Consider the following 17,333-nt stretch of genomic DNA (forward strand, 5'->3'; position numbering starts at 1 on the left):
GAATTTGTATCTTTGGGTATGCATCCCGTCAGGTAATGAGCGGTTATCGCTCGCCTGCCAATACTCCGGTCTACCTTTAATGCGTTCACCCCTCACGCATTTCCAAAGGAGCCCAACCCATGGCCGCCAAGAAAATCCTGATGCTGGTCGGCGATTACGTCGAAGATTATGAAGTCATGGTGCCGTTCCAGGCGTTGCAGATGATCGGCCACACTGTGCACGCAGTGTGCCCGGACAAAACGGCCGGGCAGACCGTGCGCACGGCGATCCACGACTTTGAAGGCGACCAGACCTACAGCGAAAAACCGGGGCACCTGTTTGCCCTCAATCATGATTTCGCCGGTGTCGAAGCCGCCGACTACGACGCGTTATTGGTGCCGGGCGGTCGCGCGCCGGAATACCTGCGCCTGAATGAAAAAGTCCTGCAGTTGGTGCGCGATTTCGACCTGGCGGGCAAGCCGATTGCCGCGGTGTGCCACGGCGCGCAATTACTGGCGGCGGCGGGCATCCTGGAGGGCCGCGAATGCAGCGCCTACCCGGCGTGTGCCCCGGAAGTACGCCTGGCGGGCGGGACCTATATCGACATTCCGGTGACCGAAGGCCATGTCCAGGGCAACCTGGTGACCGCACCGGCCTGGCCTGCGCACCCGAACTGGCTGGCGGGGTTCCTGACCCTGCTGGGCACGGCCATCACTTTGTAATAACGCACTGGCAAGGCAAGCGCAGCGGGTCTTTACTCTCGGGACATGCCCTCATTGCCTGGAGAACAATCATGTCCGGATGGTACGAAATCAGCAAAAGCAGCAGTGGCCAGTTTCGGTTTGTACTCAAGGCGGCCAACGCCGAGACCATCTTGACCAGCGAGCTGTACACCACCCGCAGCGGCGTCGACGGCGGCATTGCTGCGGTGCAGAAAAACAGCCCGTTGGCCGAGCGCTATGAACTCAAGAACACCAAGGATGGCCATCCGTACTTCAACCTCAAGGCAGGCAACCATGAAGTGATTGGCAGCAGTGAGGCGTATTCATCGGACGCTGCCCGGGACAAAGGCATCGCCAGCGTCAAGGCTAACGGACCGACGACGGTCATCAAGGACAAGACCGTGGCTGCGCTCTGACGGGACAGCAATAAGGGCGCGTAGCCTATGGAGGGGCATCATGTGTGGGGGCAAAGCTTGCTCGCGATCCAGGCGCTGCGGTTGTGCAGGCTAAGTGAGCCATTGTTCATCGCGAGCAAGCTTTGCTCCCACAAATAGATCCCCTCGCTACACGTTTTTTACCCTGCCTTTAAACCTCCACCGGCACCGACAGCTTCGGATCGCCCAGTGGATGGCTCTTGGCATCGAAGAAGCGCAATTGCACCTCCAGCCCCTGGAACACCTTGGCGTAGTGCCGTTTCTGGTGCTGGATGAACGCCTGGCTGCGCGGGTAGATCGAAATCGCCACGGTTTTCGGTGCGGCCAGGCGCAGGGCGTGGACAATGTGCCGGTCCTGCTCGCCCAGGGCATGGCCGAACAGGCACAGGTTTTCGCCATGGCCCAGCAACTGGTCGTAGCAGAACGACAGGTAATCGCTGCTGCGGATGGTCTTGAGCTTGTCGGCACTGGGGCCTTCATTGACGAACAGCGGAACGTCGTCGAGGGTCTTGATCGTGTTGTTGATGGCGAAACTGCCCAGCAAGGTGCCTTCGGTGGACGTGAGCTTGCGCGCCGTGCCGTCCTGGTTGCGCACCAGGTGCAAGCCACCGTGCAGGTACAGCAAGCGCGGTTTGTCCGTGGTCACCTGGCTCAGGTCGAAACTGTGATCATCGCCGAAGAACAGGTCGCTGATGGTCTCGGCCCCATGCTGGATCGCCCAGTAGTTGAGCAGGTCGTAGTTGGTGGTGAACACCGTGCGGTAGCGGCTCAGCTCCTGGTTGAGCGTCGCCAGGGTCGACGGTTGCACCAGCCGCCACGGGATGTGCACTGCGTGCACGGTGTTGATCAGCGCTTCCTTGATCGCGTAATAGCGGTTACGCGGGGCGGCGGAGCTGACGGCCAGGGCCTTGTTGACCCGACTGGTGGTTTTCAGCGCCCCGAGCACCTGTTCGAAACTGCGGGTCTGCATCGCGTCGAACACGCTCAGTTCCGACGGGCTCAAGGGTTTCTCCTCGACGGTGCGGGCGTTTTCGAACAGCGAGTCATAGCCGAAATCGTCCCACACCGCGCGGCTGGCCCCATTGCCCACCAGCAGGCCGCTGAAGGCGGTATCGGCGCGCACGGCCTCCCAGTCTTCGAGCCGGGTGTCGTATTCCTGGAAATCGGTCATCGCAAGGATCATCTCAAAACGTGGCAAAGGCAGGCCGCGACTTTATCACGCCCCAGTCTTGAGCCAGATCAAGATGCGTCGTGACTACTGGGTCATTCTGTAGGTCCTGCCGATCCGGCCTCTACCAGGAGTGTGACCCCATGAGCAGTACTTTTTTCATTCCCGCCGTGAACATCATGGGGCTGGGTTGCCTGGATGAAGCGATGACCGCCATCCGCAACTACGGCTTTCGCAAGGCGCTGATCGTCACTGACGTGGGGCTGGCCAAGGCCGGCGTCGCCAGCAAGGTGGCCGAACTGCTGGCGCTGCAGGACATCGATTCGGTGATTTTTGACGGTGCCAAGCCCAACCCGAGCATTGCCAATGTCGAGCTCGGCCTGGGTTTGTTGATGGAGAACCGGTGCGATTTCGTGGTGTCCCTGGGCGGCGGCTCCCCTCACGATTGCGCCAAGGGCATCGCCCTGTGCGCTACCAATGGCGGGCAAATCCGTGACTATGAAGGCGTCGACCGTTCGAGCAAGCCGCAATTGCCGCTGATCGCCATCAACACCACGGCCGGCACCGCCAGCGAAATGACCCGCTTTTGCATCATCACCGACGAGACACGCCACGTGAAAATGGCCATCGTCGATCGCAACGTGACCCCGCTGATGTCGGTGAACGACCCGGCGCTGATGGTGGCGATGCCCAAGGGCCTGACGGCTGCCACCGGCATGGATGCGCTGACACATGCGATCGAGGCTTATGTGTCCACCGCCGCCAATCCGATTACCGATGCCTGCGCCCTGAAGGCCATGACCCTGATCAGCAATAACCTGCGCCTGGCCGTGCGCGACGGCAACGATCTGGTGGCGCGGGAAAACATGGCGTACGCGCAGTTTCTCGCGGGGATGGCGTTCAACAATGCGTCGTTGGGGTTCGTGCACGCCATGGCCCATCAACTGGGTGGTTTTTACGACTTGCCTCACGGCGTGTGCAACGCGGTGTTGTTGCCCCATGTACAGAGTTTCAACGCCTCGGTGTGCGCCGCTCGCCTGAGCGACGTGGCCCATGCCATGGGCGCCGATACACGTGGCTTCAGCCCGGAAGAGGGGGCCCGGGAAGCTATTGCGACGATCCGCAGCCTGGCCCATGACGTGGACATTCCGGCCGGTTTGCGTGACTTGGGCGTGCGCCTCAACGACGTACCGTTGCTGGCCGCCAACGCCTTGAAAGACGCGTGCGGCCTGACCAACCCACGGGCGGCGGACCAGCGGCAGATCGAAGAGATTTTCCGCAGCGCGTTCTAAGCGACCCGGGGCGGCACGAACCTCACACAGAGCATCGCCGCCGCCCCCAGCAGCGCGCACAACGCCGCCAACGGCCAGGCCTGTTGGCTCAACAACAGGCTGGCCATGGCGCCGATCACCGAGGCCATCAGTTGATGCAGGAACCCGCTCAACGCCATGGCATAAGCGCCGGCCACCGGTGAGCCTGCGTTGGCCAGGGACAGGCTGATGGGGTAGATCAACGATTGACCAAACACCGCGAAGCAATACGGCAGCCAGAAGAGCAACGCGATGCTGCTCAGGGTGAGGCTGCCTGCCAGCATGGTCATGCTGCCGCCCAGCACCAGCGCGATGCCCCAGCCCATCATTCGCCGTTGACCGGTGCGCAGCACAAACGCGTTCACCGCCAGCGCCCCGAACAGGTACGCCGCACTGATCGGCCAACCCAGCAGGCCGTATTCGATGGCCGACCAGTGGAAGCTTTCCTGCAGGATCAGCGGCGCGGCGGTATTGAAAGCGACGATCACGCCGTAACCCAGCCCACCGGCCAAGGCCGGCAGCAGGAACGCGCGTTGCCGGACTATCTGCCCGTAGATCCCCCACGCCGATTGCCCATTGCTGGCGTGCACCAACATCGGGAACCTGGCCCGGGACACCGCCGCTGCCATGGCCAGGCTGACGGCGCCCAAACCATGGAAAATCGCCTCCCAGCCGAAAGCGGCCTGGATCAGCGAGCCCAGGTACTGGCCGATACCGAGGGCAACCACAAAGGCGATCGATATCCAGGACAGGGCCTTGGCCAGCAGGTCGCCGCTGAAACTGTCGCGAATCAAGACCCGCGCCATCACCGAAATACCGCTGGCACCGATGCCCTGAATCAACCTGAACGTCAGGAACGCCTCCACGCTTGTGCCCAGCGGCAGGGCCAGGTTGCCCAGGCCATACAACCCCAGTGCCGCCAGCAAGACCGGCTTGCGCCCCAAGCGCTGGCTCAGGCTGCCCCACAGCAACATGGGCAGCGCCATGCCGATCAGGTACACCGACAGGCCCCAGGAAACCAGGGACGCATCGGCACCCAGGTCCCGGGCGATAGTGGGCAGGGCCGGCAAGTAGATGCTCATGCCCAGTTGTGCCAGGAAAACGGTGGTGCAGGTGAGGATCAGGGTTGTACGGTTCTTCATCGAGCGTCCTGTCTCAAGGGCGGAGGTCACGCCCGTGGGTCAGCAGCAGTTCGGTGATCGTTTCACAAAACGAGCGAATCACGTCCGGCTCCATGTCGGCGCGCAGGGTAATGCGGATGGCAGCCTTGCCTTGCGGCACCACGGGGAAAAATACCGCCGAGGTGAAATACCCCCGTTCGGCCAGTTCGACCGCCAGGCTGTTGGCCAGGGCCGCTTCACCGCAAGGCACCATACGGATCGCCATGGGTGTGCCGCGCTGTCCGGTCCGCACGAGGCTGTCGAAGAGGCGGATATTAGCCTGCAAACGCTCCTGCAAGGCACTGAATTCGCGGCTGCGGTGCAGGCGGATCGACGCCATGCCGGCACCAATGGCCGCCGCGTTCAGGCTCTGGGACCAATTGCTCGGCCCACCGTAGCGCTGCACCAGCGCCTTGTACTGTTCACAGCCAAACATGACCAGCCCGCCGCTGGCACCGAATGACTTGGCCAGCGAGGCAACGATCAGGGTGCGCTCGTCCACCGCCGGGATGCGCGAACGGACCAGGCCGGCACCGGATTCTCCGACGGCAGACAGGGCGTGGGAGTCGTCCAGGTAAAGAAACAAGCCATAGCGCTGCTTGAGATACATCAGGCTGTCCAGGTCCGCCATCCCGCCCATGCTGTAGGCGCCGTCGGCCACATACGCCACGTCGCGCTGGCGTTTGCACACGTCTTCGATGAAGTCCATGTCATTGTGCGGGCAGGTGATGACCTGGGTTTCGTCGGCGCAGGCGGCCTTGCTGTGGTTCATCGAATAATGGGCGTGTTTGTCGAACACCATGACGGGCGCGCGATGGTGGGTGAATGCGCCGCTGGCCAGCAACGGCAGGATCCCGGCGCTTGCCGCACTGCAAGACAGGGCACTGAGGCAACTGGCGCCGAACAGCTCCGACAATTGGCTTTCGTACTGGTCCAGGATCGCCAGCTTGCAGCGATTCCTTGAGTTGGCGACCCGCAGGGTCCCGGCTTCCCACAGGGCGGTCATGGCGCCGTCCAGCAGCGCGGGGTGATAGTCCAGGCCCAGGTAGGACGTGGTACAGAAGTGATGAAAGGTCCGACCGTATTGGTCGACCAGCACATTGGGTGTCTTGACCTCGACATTCAGCCCTGAGATTTTTCCGGCCTCGGTGCCCTGCCAATCCTGGTCAGCGAGGGAAATGAGCTTGCGGTAGTTGGTGAAGTAATGAGGTGGTTGAGCAGTCTGGTCCATGGTGCGATTACATTCCTTGGTTAATGGTGCTGTCCGTGGGGTGTTGCGATAGCGGTGTGTTTCCAGACTTTACAGATTGTTGTGCAGGGCTTTGAATCGGCTGTTTCCGGCGTGTTTGAGTGTCACTGGAGAGTTCAACGTAGGACTTTGCCTAGGACCCTGGCCGGGGAATCCATCGACGCTGTCGGAGCTCGGGAACACCACGGATTTGCCCCAAGCCTGCTGGGTGATCACTCTTTTCTGAAGATTGCTTGCTGATGCTCTCAGACCTTAATCATCTGACCCTTGCCGTCAGCGATCTGGATCGCAGTGTGGTTTTTATGGCGACCTGGCGTCGCGGCTGAAGGCCTGTCGACAAGCACTGTATGCCTGCATGGTGTTTTTTACGGAGCCGTGATGGGCTGGGTCGAGTCGAGTGGCAGCGCCTGCCAGGCGTTTCATCCCCTTAAGTCTGATCGCCTGCGCTATCCTCATCGGTATTGGGCGCGTCGGTCTCCCTCGCTGTACAGCGTCACGAACTGACCATCGCCCGCTTCGCTCACCGTTGCATTATCCGGATGACCTCCAGCCCCATGGACACTTCAAGTTCCGCGCCGCTGGCCAGCTACATCGACCTTCTGCTGGACGCCGTGTGTGCCGTCGACGGTCAAGGGCGCTTCGTGTTTGTCAGTGCCGCCTGCGAGCGCATTTTCGGCTACACGCCGCAGGAGCTGATCGGCCAGCCAATGATCGATCTGGTGCACCCTGCCGACCGCCAGCGGACCCTCGAGGCGGCGCGGGAGATCATGGAGGGCGAGCCCAAGCTCAATTTCGAGAATCGCTACCTGCGCAAGGACGGGCGGGTGGTACACATCCTGTGGTCGGCGCGCTGGTCGCCGGTGGACCAACTGCGCATTGCCGTGGCCCGGGACATCACTGAACGCAAGCAGGCCGAGTCCCGGCAGGCGGCGTTGTATGCGATTTCCGAGGCGGCCCATGCCGCGGCTGACTTGCTGGCGCTGTTCAAGCGCGTCCACCTGATTATCGGTGAGTGGCTGCCGGCGCTGAATTTCTCGGTGGCGCTGTATGACGAACAATGTTCGCAGTTGAACTTCCCCTATCACGTCGATGATCGGGAAGGGCAGCCTGAGTTGCCGGGCACGGTCACCGGGCGTTTGTGCGCCGAGGTGATTCGCAGCGGCCAGCCGATCCTGCTGACGCCCGGTGGCAGCTCGTTGCCAGCGGGGTTCGACGACCTGGTGGCGCAGCCGGACGCGCCGTGTTGGCTGGGTGTGCCGCTGAATTCGCAGAACGGCACGATTGGCGCATTGATCGTCAAGAGTGCGCCGGACAACGAGCGCTACACCGAACAGGACAAGGAACTGCTGCAATACGTCTGCGCACAGATCACCATTGCCATCGAGCGCAAGCAGTTGCACGCCCGGTTGCAGCACATGGCTCAGTACGATCAGTTGACCCAGGTGCCCAACCGCGAATTGCTCCGTGAACGTTTCAAGTGCGCACTGGCGACCGCCCGCGCCGCATCCGGGCGCATGGCTTTGCTGTATATCGACCTGGATCGTTTCAAACAGGTCAACGACACCTATGGCCACGGAGTGGGCGACATGCTGTTACAGGCGGTGGCCAGTCGTATCAAGGGCTGTATCCGCGACACCGACACCGTGGCGCGCATCGGCGGAGACGAGTTCGTGGTCCTGCTGCACAGCATCCAGGCCTTGGAGGATGCCCGCAGCGTGCAGGAAAAAATCCACCATGCACTGGTCCAGCCGCTGCGTCTGGACGGGCACTGCCTGAGCATCGAGCCGAGCATCGGCGTGGCCTGTTTCCCCGACCATGGCACTGAAGATATCGCGCTGTTCCGCCACGCCGACGAGGCGATGTACGCCGCCAAACGCCACAATCACCGGGCGTTTGGTATTTGATCGTGCGTCACCGTTCGTCGTGGCGCCAGCACCTTTCTCAAACCTTCAGCGTGTATCCCATTCGAATACAAGACGGGGCCTGCGTGCCCGGCATTAACGAATACGGAGGGCTGAACCATGCCTGGTTCAAGCAATGTTTATCCGACAAACATTGCTCATGATCGAACGAAGGTGTCTGAAGCAGGTCGCAAAGGTGGGAGAACCGCCATCACGACCGTCGATAGAAGCCCGTCGAAAGCTGGGTCGGACGTCTCGCTGAATATTCATGGCTGGTTCTGATTCAACGGTGGATAACCCACCAGAACTTTTATTAGAGGAGGGCGCGACCATGAGCCGTATGGCCAGCTTTTTTCGCACCACCAGTCTCGTCGTGCTGATGGGCCTGGGTGCCAACAGTGCCTGGGCCCAATCGCCTGCCGAATTCATCGACGATGCTTCCGCCAAGGGCATGGCCGACATCGAGACAAGTCGCATGGCCCACGCAAAAGCCGAATCCAGGGAGGTCAAGGACTACACCATTATGGTGATCAACGACCGCACCACCGCCAATCAACATCTGGCGAAGATCGCCAAGAAGCTCGACTTGCCTGTCGCCCCCCGGGAGGAAGTGGCCGACAAGGCCAAGGCCTTGATGCCACAGGTCACGGAAGGCGAGTCGTTCGAAGCCGCGTATGCCGCCAGCCAGGTCAAGGCTACCGAGGAGGCCATCGCGCAAATCCAGCAGCAGGCCCAGACCACCGAAGTACCAGAGATCAAGGCCTTCGCCGACGAAACCCTGCCCAAGTTGCAGACCCATCTCGAAATGGCCAGGGCGCTGCAGGCCAGCCGTTGATCTGCCGGATCTGCTTTTACATTCAGGACCGGGGCGCTAGCGTCCCGGTTGATCTTGCCCGCCGAAAAAAGGCCTGACAGCACGCGTGCACAGGCATCAGCACTGGTTCAGGTCGATTTTGTTTTTTTGTTCCAAGCCGTCAAGGCTCTTGGCCTCGTCTTTGCCCATGTCCTGGTAGTGCTTTCTCAGCGCTTCCAGTTGCTTGAGGTCCAGCGACTCGAGGCCGAGCATTGCGTTCTGTGCATCCTTGGTCGCCCGCAATAATTCGTCGACCTTGAGATGCAGGATGTCCGTATCGCGGTTCTGCGTATTCTGGATCAGGAACACCATGAGGAAGGTGATGATGGTGGTCGAGGTGTTGATGATCAATTGCCAGGTGTCGTTAAAACCGAAGAAAGGTCCGCTGGCTGCCCACAGTGCCAACAACACGATGGCCCCCAGGAATGTCTTGGGGCTCCCCGCCCAGAGGGCCAGTTTTTGAGCGATTTTTGCGAACGCCATTGCCGTGTTTCCTTATTGGATGCACCTGTCTGGTGTGACAGCAACGAGGCGGTGAAAATTCTACTTACATTCCAGTCGCCAGCATCCGTCGACGTTCATCGTCCGGCACGATGACCGTCGCAACCATTGCCGCTCTCGCAGGTCACTGCTCAAAGCCCTCGGCATCGGAGTCCAACATGAATCTCGCCCGCACTTTTTGCCTTGCCTGCTGCTTTTTCGCCCTGCAAGGCTGTTTCGACAACTCGGATAACGAGACCAAGGACAACACCGATGGCACCAAGTCTTCGGTGCAGATGCAAGAGTCCGGGGCGGAGAAAAAATAGCCGTCTGGCTGAGTCCTGTGGGAGCGAGCTTGCTCGCGATGGCGTCAGATCAGCAGCATCCATGTTGGCTGACAGGGCGCTATCGTGAGCAAGCTCGCTCCCACAGGTGGTGGCGGCTTCTCACCGGCCTTGTTGCAACACCTTCAGCGCTGCCGACGCCAGGAAGCCGGAGCGGCTCTTCTCTTCAGGATGGTGCAGCACGTATTCATCGATACGATTGAGCAGATAACCGGGCAACGTGATGTTGAGTTTCTGCGCCTTTCCCAGATATTTGGTCACATCAATGTCCACCAGTGCCCAGGTGCAGCCGGCATATTTCGGATTGGCGGCGTGCAAGGTAACGGTGTTGGCCGGCGGAATCGGCGAGCCGTCTTCAGCCAGAATTTCAAAATGTCCCTCAATGGCCTCACGCGCCATCGCCATGGCCTCGTCGAGGTCGTCGCCTGCGGAAAAACACCCTGGGATATCCGGCACTTCAACCCCCCAGGCGTGCTTTTCATCGCCCATGGAAATCGCAATCGGGTAAAGCATATTCATCGTCCTCCGGGAACGTCGCGCAATGGGCCGTCTGAAGCAGCGCCTGTTGCAAAATACTGATGGCCGTTTTCTTGAGCAGATCCTTCTTCGGATGAGGAACCGTGACCAACCCCGGTTTGGTCGGGTGCTTGACGTGATGATGACTGCCCCGAACCCGCACCAGATACCAACCGTCTGCAATGATCTGGCTTATCAAAAATCGGCTATTCACAACACCTCCGTGTGGTGTGCTTGGTGGGTACTATACCTACTGAAATTTAATGATCAATACTATAACCACCAGGGGCGACACTGGCGGGTGGGTGAGTGGGTTGTTCCGAAGTGTAGAAGCCGCGCCTGGTAAGGACTGCGGGAGACGTAGTGAGTTATTTCAGGATGTGATGAGGGTGGTGATGACTAAAACGAGGACATGAAAAACCGGTCACGATGGACCGGTTCTATTTGAGATGTTGATAGGATTGGTCGATGCCGTCACGTATTAGGCAACGTCCGCCAAAAGGCTCTCGTAAGGGATTCTCAATCCATCGTGAAGGCGTTTAATCATCGCCAGACTCAGTTTGCGTTTGCGGTTCAGCACTTCAGATACACGCCCGCTCGAACCGAGGAACGGTTCCAAGTCGCGCGCGGTCAAGCCTTGCTGGTCCATCCGAAATTTGATGGCCTCAATTGGGTCGGAAGGCGGCATTGGGTAGTGCTCGTCCTCATATTTTTCGATTAGCAAGGCAAGGATTTCCAGCTCATCACCTTCAGCCGAACCGACGTCAGCACCCCAGAGTTGCTCGATGCGCGCAAAGGCTGCATTCAAGTCGTCTTGGCTGCGAATGGGTTTGATGTTCATCATACGGTCTCCGCATTAATTTGGTCGTACTGGGCATGGGTTCCGACGAACCGGACAAAACCGAGCTGGCGCTGATAGTCGATCGCCAGAATGATTCGGTATTTGTTACCGCCAATGTTGAATACAACCCTGCTGCTTTTGAGAATGCTGGCTGTTCCGAGTTCTGCCTTAATCTCTTGAGGCGTGTGATAGGTTGCTTTCTCCATGTGTCGATACCATTCAACCAGTGGAATCTGAGAGTCGGCATAAGCCGGATTACTTTCCCAAAATTCCCGCAAGGTACCTCTCGCAATAATCCGCACCCATTATCTCCCGTTTTGGGAGGAGTCTAGTCTGAGCATCCCACCATTGCAAATGGTGCTTAATGGGAATGGAGTTGAGGGGGCTGAAAGGTCCGCTCGACCCCTAGCACCCCATGCTAGTGCGCTATTCCCGATGGTGAAGAAGTACATCAGAAGACGCCTGGTTCGATTTACTGACATTTGGAATGTGATGACGACAGATGATGCCACGTGGCGAGGGAGCTTGCTCCCGCTGGGCTGCGTAGCAGCCCCCGGTTTGCTTCGCTCCAGATCCCGTCCGATCAGCTTATCCACAGGCACTAGGCCTGCTGCACAAACGTCAGCCGCACCGCAAACCCAATCAAAAGACTCCCAAACAACCATTGCTGAACACGCTGGGCCGAAGGGGAGCGTTGAAGCCAGCGCCCAAGCGCGACACCTACCAGCGCGTAGGCGCTATCAAACAACAAACCCACGCTGACCAATACCACCCCCAGGGACGCAAACTGCCCCAACACCGGTCCGCCCTGTGGATCGATGAACTGCGGCAACAACACCGAGCAAAACAGCAATGCCTTCGGGTTGAGCAAATTGGTCAGCAGCCCACGCCGAATCGCCTGATACCAACGCCGCTTTCCGGCCTCGATACCGGCTCCTTCAAAACTTGGCAGCAACGTGGTCCGCAGGCATTGAAAACCGATCCATAAGAGGTAGGCAGCCCCGGCCAGGCGTACCGCATCAAAGGTCCAGGGCGCGGTCTTGAACAATGCCGAAAGCCCCAATGCGGCCAGCGCGACATGACATCCCCGGGCGACGCCCAGGCCCACCGCCGTCGCCAGCGCCGCGCCCTTGCCCTGACGGGCACCGGTTTGCAGCAGCAGGATCATGTCCGGCCCAGGCAGCACATACACCACCATCAAGGCCATCAGGAACAACCAGAGCTCTGCCATGCCACACCCCCTTCATCGACGATTTGGTTGTGCCAGTCTAGGGCCGAAGGGCAGGGCAGGTGGTTGCGAAGTCAGCTTCTAAAGCTTCATTAATTGGCATAATCTGCCAGCTAATCGCACTATTCCATCGGAAACTGCCAACTCATGAAACTGGATGCCTTCGACCGCAAAATCCTCGCCGCGCTGCAGCGCGATGGTCGCTTGAGCAACGTGCAACTGGCCGAAGAAATCGGCCTGTCCCCGTCACCCTGCCTGCGCCGTGTGCGGATGCTCGAAGAAGCCGGTGTCATTCGCGGTTACCAAGCCATCCTGGATCGCGACGAAGTGGGCCTCGGGCTGACGATCTTTGTTGGCGTGAAGGTCGAACGACACAACGACGAACAAGCCGAAGCGTTTCGCCAGGCGGTCACGGCATTGCCGGAGGTGATCTCGGCGTTCCTGGTCTCAGGGGAATCGGATTTCCTGTTGCAAGTGGTGGTGCCGGATCTACGAGCCTACGACCGGTTCCTCACCGGGCGGCTGCTGAAGTTGCCGGGGGTGAGTGACATCCGGAGCAATTTTGCGATTCATACGGTGAAGACGCCGGGAGCGTTGCCGTTGGGGCATTTGCCGGGGGCTGAGCAATGAACGACACAAGTAGGCAGCCAAGACACAAAAAGCCCCGTTGCGAAAAACGCCGAGGCTTTTTGTTTTGTCGTTAGGTGGGGGGCTTGCGGCTCCCATTCTCAAACGTACGGTCTATCTATTGTTTCTCGGCTTTTTTTCTAACTTCAACTTCCGATCTAGGCGTAATGACTTTCACAACGTCATCGATCACCGCCTTGCTCATCTCCAACAAAAAATGCGCAGCCCAGGCGTAGCGGTCGGTGCTCTTCTCAAACGCCGCGTCTTCGGCGAGCCGGTGAGCCAGATGCAAAAGGTCCGATGCCCGTTCCAATGCCTCTTGGATGGGGACGCCGCCGTTGACACGGAACAGTGCTCGATCAGCGGAATAGTTGAAGGGGGTGTAGCCGATGGTTTTTAGCTCAGTGTTTTCGTTCATGGCCTGCCTCCGTTGATCGGAAGGTCGTTGGCTCGAAGCCGAAGCCGAAGCTTGGTTTGGTAAGCGCGGAAAAAGGATGGAATTACGTTTCGCATAGTTTCACTCCTTGACTTGAGAAACCGCCGCCATCCTTTCCTAGATTCGGGTGGCGGCCGTACGTGGGCTAGGAACCGGGAATCAAGGCACCCGGCACACCCGAGGGTGTCCCACGCACAGCCGCCATAAAACATCATCGCAAACACAAAAAGCGCCTGCAATTTTCATGGGGCGCTGTGCGCCTTGAATTCAACGGGTTCCTAGGCCCGGTCGCTGAATTTGCAGCGACGTCTGGGAGAGTAGCCATCGAAGGGCAAGGGCAACAAGGCGAAAACTCGCCGAAAAGTAAAGTAAGCGCACCCCCTACGCAATTTTCGGATTCTGCCTACAAATCTCCCGGGGGCATGCGATATGTGGCGAGGGAGCTTGCTCCCGCTGGGCTGCGTAGCAGCCCCCTCTCGTGAGCGCTTCGCACTCAAGCGGGAGCAAGCTCCCTCGCCACGGGACTCATTTTTCTCATTACAGCGTATTTGTCGTCGTCGCTTTTGTCGCTAAGCACGTTTGATGCTCTATCGCTGAGATACCTTTTTTCGGCGATGCCGTGGCGGTAGCCGGCTCGAGGCGTATTCGGGCTTGCAGTAGGGCGCTTTCTCGATGACGTCGAGGGTGTGGGGCGAATCATCGTTTCGTTGCTTGGAATGAAGCGAGGGAGAAATTTTCAGCTCAGTGACTTTTTCTCGAATACAGCGACCGGCTAAAGCACATACTCAAAATGGCTGAGCAGTTTCACTGTCTCGGGTAGCTTCTGTTGCAAAAGCTTGTCGAGATATTCCCGGACAGTATGTGGCGGATTCTTTAAGGACGCGCGTTGCCGTTGCGCCGCCTCAACAACGGCTGCCTGATCCAGGTCCCACAGGTCGACGATGAATTCGTCCGGGTGTAAAGCCTCGATTCCCCAAGAGTCCAAAGCAGCTTGAGGAAAATCCTTGAGGTTGAAGGGGGCATCCGGGATGGCCCGATCCATGAGCGCTGAAGTGCGGTTTACTTGATCGACCGTGAGATCTGGCCGCTTCATCAATAGATTGCGCTTCCATTCATCGTGGATCTGCGCTGACCAGCGCGCGCGATACGCACCGGTCAGTGCAAGACGCATCAAAAAATCACGCAAGGGTGCAGGGTAGAGAACATTCGCGTCATAAACTGCCGTGTAAGGTGAATGCCTCATTCGTACCCCATCCCCAGCTCCTGCGCCTGAGCGGCTAGCTCATCCAGAATCGCGTGACTGTCCTGTTCACGTCGGTTTTTGTATTCCATCAAGTCAGCAAACTTGATTCGACGATGACGGCCCGTTTTGGTGTGCGGCATCACTCCCTCATCAAGCAGCTTGACCAGGTGAGGCCTCGAAACGTTGAGCAGATCGGCCCCTTCCTGGGTGGTCAGCTCTGCATGAATTGGAACAACTTTGACGGTGTTGCCCAACGCAAGCTCGCTGAGAATTTCACCGAGTAGGCGAATTGCATACGTGGGTAGCTCTACGACTTGCCGTTGTTGATCTCCGTCAACCAATTCAATTCGTTGGGTTTCCTGCTTGGCTGAGAGGAAGGCGGCTATCTGACGGCTTGACTCCACGGCCGCAGCAATCTCCCTTTCATCAGGTAGTACGGCGCGGGTGAGGTCGGCGGTAGTCATGGCTATCTCCATAAATCGTTTATTTGCTTTAGGTGCGGCTGCGCATGGGTAACCGCATGCATGCTTTTTATTCGAAATAAACGAAAAACGCAATAAACGAAATGGCTTTGAGGTTATGACATGCTTGGAGGCGTTTTTTAAGTCAAATCCCGGACATAAAAAAACCGGCCATCAAGGCCGGTTTTTCTTTTCCTGCATCCCCCGTCGATACCAACGTGGGAAAAAATTCGATTGGAGCGGGTGAAGGGAATCGAACCCTCGTTATCAGCTTGGGAAGCTGGAGTAATGCCATTATACGACACCCGCTCAGAGCGGCTGACTTTGTACCAGATGTGGCCACGAATTTGAAGTTTTTCTTTACGTGCGGCGAGGTTACTCGTCTACGCAAGGCTCAAACCAGAGCGGTCGTTGGCGGGCAAGCCCCTGTGCTGATGGGGGAAGGGGCTTGCTCGCCAGGACTCGGTTTCAGATAGCCAGTGCATGGTAGTCCTGCACGTAGCTGTAGCGCGGTCGGCTTTCGTGGTGTTCCGGTGTGAGGAAACCCAACAAGGCGTTGCGGCTGTCGCGGCAGGCGGCTTTGTGTTCCATGTCCAGGAAGTGCCCGGTGGCTTGCAGCGTGCTGAAGGTGCTGTGCTCGACGTGGTTGGCGAACAGCCTGGCGTCGACGGCCGAGGTGTATTCGTCCCATTCGCCGTTCAGGAACAGTACCGGCACGTTGATTTTCCTGGCCGCGTTGACGTAGCACTGCTGGTCGCTGTGGAGCACGTCGGTGATGTGGAAGTGCATCTGCCCGTACTCATGCTCGGCCAGGCTGCTGACGTGGCGATAGTTGAAGCGCTTGAACAACGGCGGCAGATGCTTGCCGATGGTGCTGTTGACCAAGTGCCCGACACGGTCGCCGTCCAGGCTGCCCAGGTAATCCACGCCGCGTTCCAGGTAGTCGCGCATCGGCGCGTTGAGCACCGGTGAGAACGAGCTGATCACCGCTTTTTCGATGCGCCTTGGTCGATGGGCCAGGGCGCTCAGCGTGGCGGCGCCGCCCCAGGAAAACGACAGCACGTGCTCGGCGGCGAAGTGATCGATCAGCTCCAGGAGGATCTGCCCTTCGATCTCCTTCGTCAGCATTTTCTCGTGGCGATTGTGAGCCTTGGACTTGCCCGCGTAGGGTTGGTCGTACAGCACGACATTGAATTGCGGGTAGAGGTTTTTGGCGGTCTGTGCAAACGACGCAGTGGTGGCCATTGAGCCGTTGACCAGGATGATGGTCTTTTGTGCGGCGTCTGCGCGATAGAACTCCGTGTAAACCCGATACTGACCCTGTATATCCAGCACAGCGATTTCTGGCCTCATGTCATAAGACTCCTGGCAAGCGGGTATGCGCGCAATGAGATTGCACGGGCAATGTGACAGGTAGGCATACGCCTGGAAGATAAGGCCCATGTCGATCCAAGGAAGACGGTCGACGGGTGTTGTTATAGGCGGGCAGTTTGCCGGACGGACAAGGCGGAACCTGAGGGTTCCCGCCGGCAAAAAGTTTCTTGGAAGTATGTGGTGACTCATCGGTCACATTTCGGCCGACGGTTTGATTCAAGCAGGGGGGCGACCGTTGCGCAAGTACCTGTCGGAAAATTGTTCGACACTTCTGCCGAGCGGTAGCGGGATCAGATGAGCTGGACTTCCTCAGGGCTCAAGGCGCGGTATTGGCCCGGTTCGAGATGGCCGTCCAACGTCAGTGGGCCCATGCGCTCGCGGTGCAGGCGCAGCACCTTGTTGTTGAAGTGGCCGAACATGCGTTTGACCTGGTGGTAGCGCCCTTCAACGATGCTTAAGCGCGCCGATTTTTCCCCCAGCAGCGTCAGTTCTGCCGGCTGGGTGGTGAGGTCTTCGAAGGCGAAATACAGGCCTCGGGCGAAGGTGTCGGCGTATTCGGCGGTGATGGTTCGCTCGGTTTCGACGTAGTAGACCTTGGGCAGCTTGGTCTGCGGTTGGGTCAGGCGCCGCGACCAGCTGCCGTCATTGGTGATCAACATCAGCCCGGTGGTGTTGAAATCCAGGCGCCCGGCGATGTGCAGGTCGTCCTTGTCCGGTTCGTCCAGCCAGTCGAGGACGGTGGGGTGTTGCGGATCGCGAGTGGCACTGACGCAGCCGGCCGGCTTGTGCAGCATGAAGTAGCGCGCCGGTCGGCCGGCTTGCAGCACTTCGTCGTCGACTTCGACGCGACTGAATTCTCGTACCGGTGCATGGGGATCGTTGACGGTCTGGCCGTCGATTCGCACCCGGCGCTCCACCAGCAACAGGCGCACTTGTTGGCGATTGAATCGCGGCAGATTGCTGAGGAAACGGTCGACGCGCATGGGCAGTTCAGGCAGGGCAGCGGA

20 protein-coding genes, 1 tRNA gene and 2 pseudogenes are annotated in these 17,333 nt (G+C 59.0%); 8 read left to right on the forward strand and 15 right to left on the reverse strand.

Translation table 11 applies throughout. The features are described from left to right. Window positions 1-119: 119 nt before the first annotated feature. Window positions 120-701 carry a DJ-1/PfpI family protein gene (locus IB266_RS25980; protein WP_192263321.1) on the forward strand — a complete coding sequence of 194 codons (582 nt, stop codon included), beginning with the start codon at window positions 120-122 and terminating at the stop codon, window positions 699-701. 71 nt (window positions 702-772) lie between these two features. Then, window positions 773-1,117, forward strand: a complete 345-nt coding sequence (locus IB266_RS25985; RefSeq protein ID WP_092172614.1) for a YegP family protein — start codon at window positions 773-775, stop codon at window positions 1,115-1,117. 169 nt (window positions 1,118-1,286) lie between these two features. Here IB266_RS25985 and IB266_RS25990 read toward each other — a convergent pair whose 3' ends face one another. Next, window positions 1,287-2,306, reverse strand: a complete 1,020-nt coding sequence (locus IB266_RS25990) for a DUF4917 family protein (protein WP_192263323.1) — start codon at window positions 2,304-2,306, stop codon at window positions 1,287-1,289. A gap of 140 nt (window positions 2,307-2,446) precedes the next feature. Between IB266_RS25990 and yiaY the strand changes: the two genes are divergently transcribed. After that, on the forward strand, window positions 2,447-3,595 hold the full coding sequence (gene yiaY, locus IB266_RS25995; RefSeq protein WP_192263325.1) for an L-threonine dehydrogenase: 1,149 nt from the start codon (window positions 2,447-2,449) through the stop codon (window positions 3,593-3,595). Here yiaY and IB266_RS26000 read toward each other — a convergent pair. Both IB266_RS26000 and IB266_RS26005 read right to left on the reverse strand, forming a co-directional pair. After that, the gene (locus IB266_RS26000; RefSeq protein WP_192263327.1) at window positions 3,592-4,755 is read right to left on the reverse strand and encodes an MFS transporter; all 1,164 of its coding nucleotides are present in this window, start codon (window positions 4,753-4,755) and stop codon (window positions 3,592-3,594) included. The two genes, yiaY and IB266_RS26000, sit on opposite strands and share 4 nt — an antisense overlap. Before the next feature lie 13 nt (window positions 4,756-4,768). Next, on the reverse strand, window positions 4,769-6,004 hold the full coding sequence (locus IB266_RS26005; RefSeq protein WP_192263329.1) for an aminotransferase class I/II-fold pyridoxal phosphate-dependent enzyme: 1,236 nt from the start codon (window positions 6,002-6,004) through the stop codon (window positions 4,769-4,771). Between the two features lie 257 nt (window positions 6,005-6,261). On the opposite strand from IB266_RS26005, the pseudogene IB266_RS31290 reads away from it, so the two are divergent. The 3 genes and pseudogenes from IB266_RS31290 to IB266_RS26020 all read left to right on the forward strand — a co-directional run. After that, window positions 6,262-6,345, forward strand: a pseudogene (locus IB266_RS31290) (glutathione transferase); the annotation flags it as partial. A gap of 231 nt (window positions 6,346-6,576) precedes the next feature. Then, window positions 6,577-7,926, forward strand: coding sequence for a GGDEF domain-containing protein (locus IB266_RS26010; RefSeq protein WP_192263331.1), 1,350 nt, complete (start codon window positions 6,577-6,579; stop codon window positions 7,924-7,926). Between the two features lie 328 nt (window positions 7,927-8,254). Beyond that, window positions 8,255-8,758 carry a DUF4142 domain-containing protein gene (locus IB266_RS26020; protein ID WP_060738791.1) on the forward strand — a complete coding sequence of 168 codons (504 nt, stop codon included), beginning with the start codon at window positions 8,255-8,257 and terminating at the stop codon, window positions 8,756-8,758. Between the two features lie 96 nt (window positions 8,759-8,854). Here IB266_RS26020 and IB266_RS26025 read toward each other — a convergent pair whose 3' ends face one another. After that, on the reverse strand, window positions 8,855-9,259 hold the full coding sequence (locus tag IB266_RS26025) for a low affinity iron permease family protein (RefSeq protein ID WP_060738790.1): 405 nt from the start codon (window positions 9,257-9,259) through the stop codon (window positions 8,855-8,857). 176 nt (window positions 9,260-9,435) lie between these two features. Here IB266_RS26025 and IB266_RS26030 point away from each other — a divergent pair, with 176 nt between their 5' ends. Then, window positions 9,436-9,582: a hypothetical protein gene (locus IB266_RS26030; protein ID WP_192263336.1), complete on the forward strand. Its 147-nt coding sequence runs from the start codon at window positions 9,436-9,438 to the stop codon at window positions 9,580-9,582. Window positions 9,583-9,702: 120 nt separating this feature from the next. On the opposite strand, the gene IB266_RS26035 is transcribed toward IB266_RS26030, so the two are convergent. The 5 genes and pseudogenes from IB266_RS26035 to IB266_RS26055 form a co-directional block, all read right to left on the reverse strand. Further along, the gene (locus IB266_RS26035) at window positions 9,703-10,113 is read right to left on the reverse strand and encodes a type II toxin-antitoxin system HicB family antitoxin (protein WP_192263465.1); all 411 of its coding nucleotides are present in this window, start codon (window positions 10,111-10,113) and stop codon (window positions 9,703-9,705) included. 40 nt (window positions 10,114-10,153) lie between these two features. Further along, window positions 10,154-10,330: pseudogene (locus IB266_RS30805) on the reverse strand (type II toxin-antitoxin system HicA family toxin); the annotation flags it as partial. A gap of 267 nt (window positions 10,331-10,597) precedes the next feature. Beyond that, a complete protein-coding gene (locus tag IB266_RS26045) occupies window positions 10,598-10,957 on the reverse strand; it encodes a helix-turn-helix domain-containing protein (RefSeq protein WP_092204408.1) in 360 nt (119 codons plus the stop codon). Further along, entirely contained in the window at window positions 10,957-11,259 is a 303-nt protein-coding gene (locus IB266_RS26050) for a type II toxin-antitoxin system HigB family toxin (RefSeq protein WP_092332753.1), read from the reverse strand. Before IB266_RS26050 ends, IB266_RS26045 begins: the two co-directional genes overlap by 1 nt. Before the next feature lie 299 nt (window positions 11,260-11,558). Then, on the reverse strand, window positions 11,559-12,188 hold the full coding sequence (locus IB266_RS26055; RefSeq protein ID WP_192263340.1) for a LysE family translocator: 630 nt from the start codon (window positions 12,186-12,188) through the stop codon (window positions 11,559-11,561). A gap of 144 nt (window positions 12,189-12,332) precedes the next feature. Between IB266_RS26055 and IB266_RS26060 the strand changes: the two genes are divergently transcribed. Beyond that, window positions 12,333-12,815: an Lrp/AsnC family transcriptional regulator gene (locus tag IB266_RS26060; RefSeq protein WP_192263342.1), complete on the forward strand. Its 483-nt coding sequence runs from the start codon at window positions 12,333-12,335 to the stop codon at window positions 12,813-12,815. Window positions 12,816-12,930: 115 nt separating this feature from the next. Here the strand turns inward: IB266_RS26060 and IB266_RS26065 are convergent, their stop codons facing one another. The 6 genes from IB266_RS26065 to IB266_RS26090 all read right to left on the reverse strand — a co-directional run bounded on the left by IB266_RS26065 (window position 12,931) and on the right by IB266_RS26090 (window position 17,309). Continuing rightward, entirely contained in the window at window positions 12,931-13,230 is a 300-nt protein-coding gene (locus IB266_RS26065) for a DUF3077 domain-containing protein (RefSeq protein WP_092148664.1), read from the reverse strand. Between the two features lie 790 nt (window positions 13,231-14,020). Further along, complete coding sequence (locus IB266_RS26070; protein WP_192263344.1) at window positions 14,021-14,491, reverse strand: PIN domain-containing protein; 471 nt, start codon at window positions 14,489-14,491, stop codon at window positions 14,021-14,023. Further along, a complete protein-coding gene (locus IB266_RS26075; protein ID WP_192263346.1) occupies window positions 14,488-14,955 on the reverse strand; it encodes a helix-turn-helix domain-containing protein in 468 nt (155 codons plus the stop codon). Before IB266_RS26075 ends, IB266_RS26070 begins: the two co-directional genes overlap by 4 nt. 232 nt (window positions 14,956-15,187) lie before the next feature. After that, window positions 15,188-15,261: transfer RNA gene (locus IB266_RS26080), tRNA-Gly, on the reverse strand. Window positions 15,262-15,420: 159 nt separating this feature from the next. Next, window positions 15,421-16,305 (reverse strand): alpha/beta fold hydrolase, encoded by an 885-nt coding sequence (locus IB266_RS26085; protein WP_092172582.1) that lies wholly within the window; start codon window positions 16,303-16,305, stop codon window positions 15,421-15,423. A 311-nt stretch (window positions 16,306-16,616) separates the two neighbouring features. Continuing rightward, complete coding sequence (locus tag IB266_RS26090) at window positions 16,617-17,309, reverse strand: pseudouridine synthase (protein WP_192263347.1); 693 nt, start codon at window positions 17,307-17,309, stop codon at window positions 16,617-16,619. Window positions 17,310-17,333 lie beyond the last annotated feature (24 nt).

It is taken from the genome of Pseudomonas sp. Pdm06, assembly GCF_014851795.1.
In the GTDB taxonomy this organism is placed as follows: Bacteria; Pseudomonadota; Gammaproteobacteria; order Pseudomonadales; family Pseudomonadaceae; genus Aquipseudomonas; species Aquipseudomonas fluorescens_AA.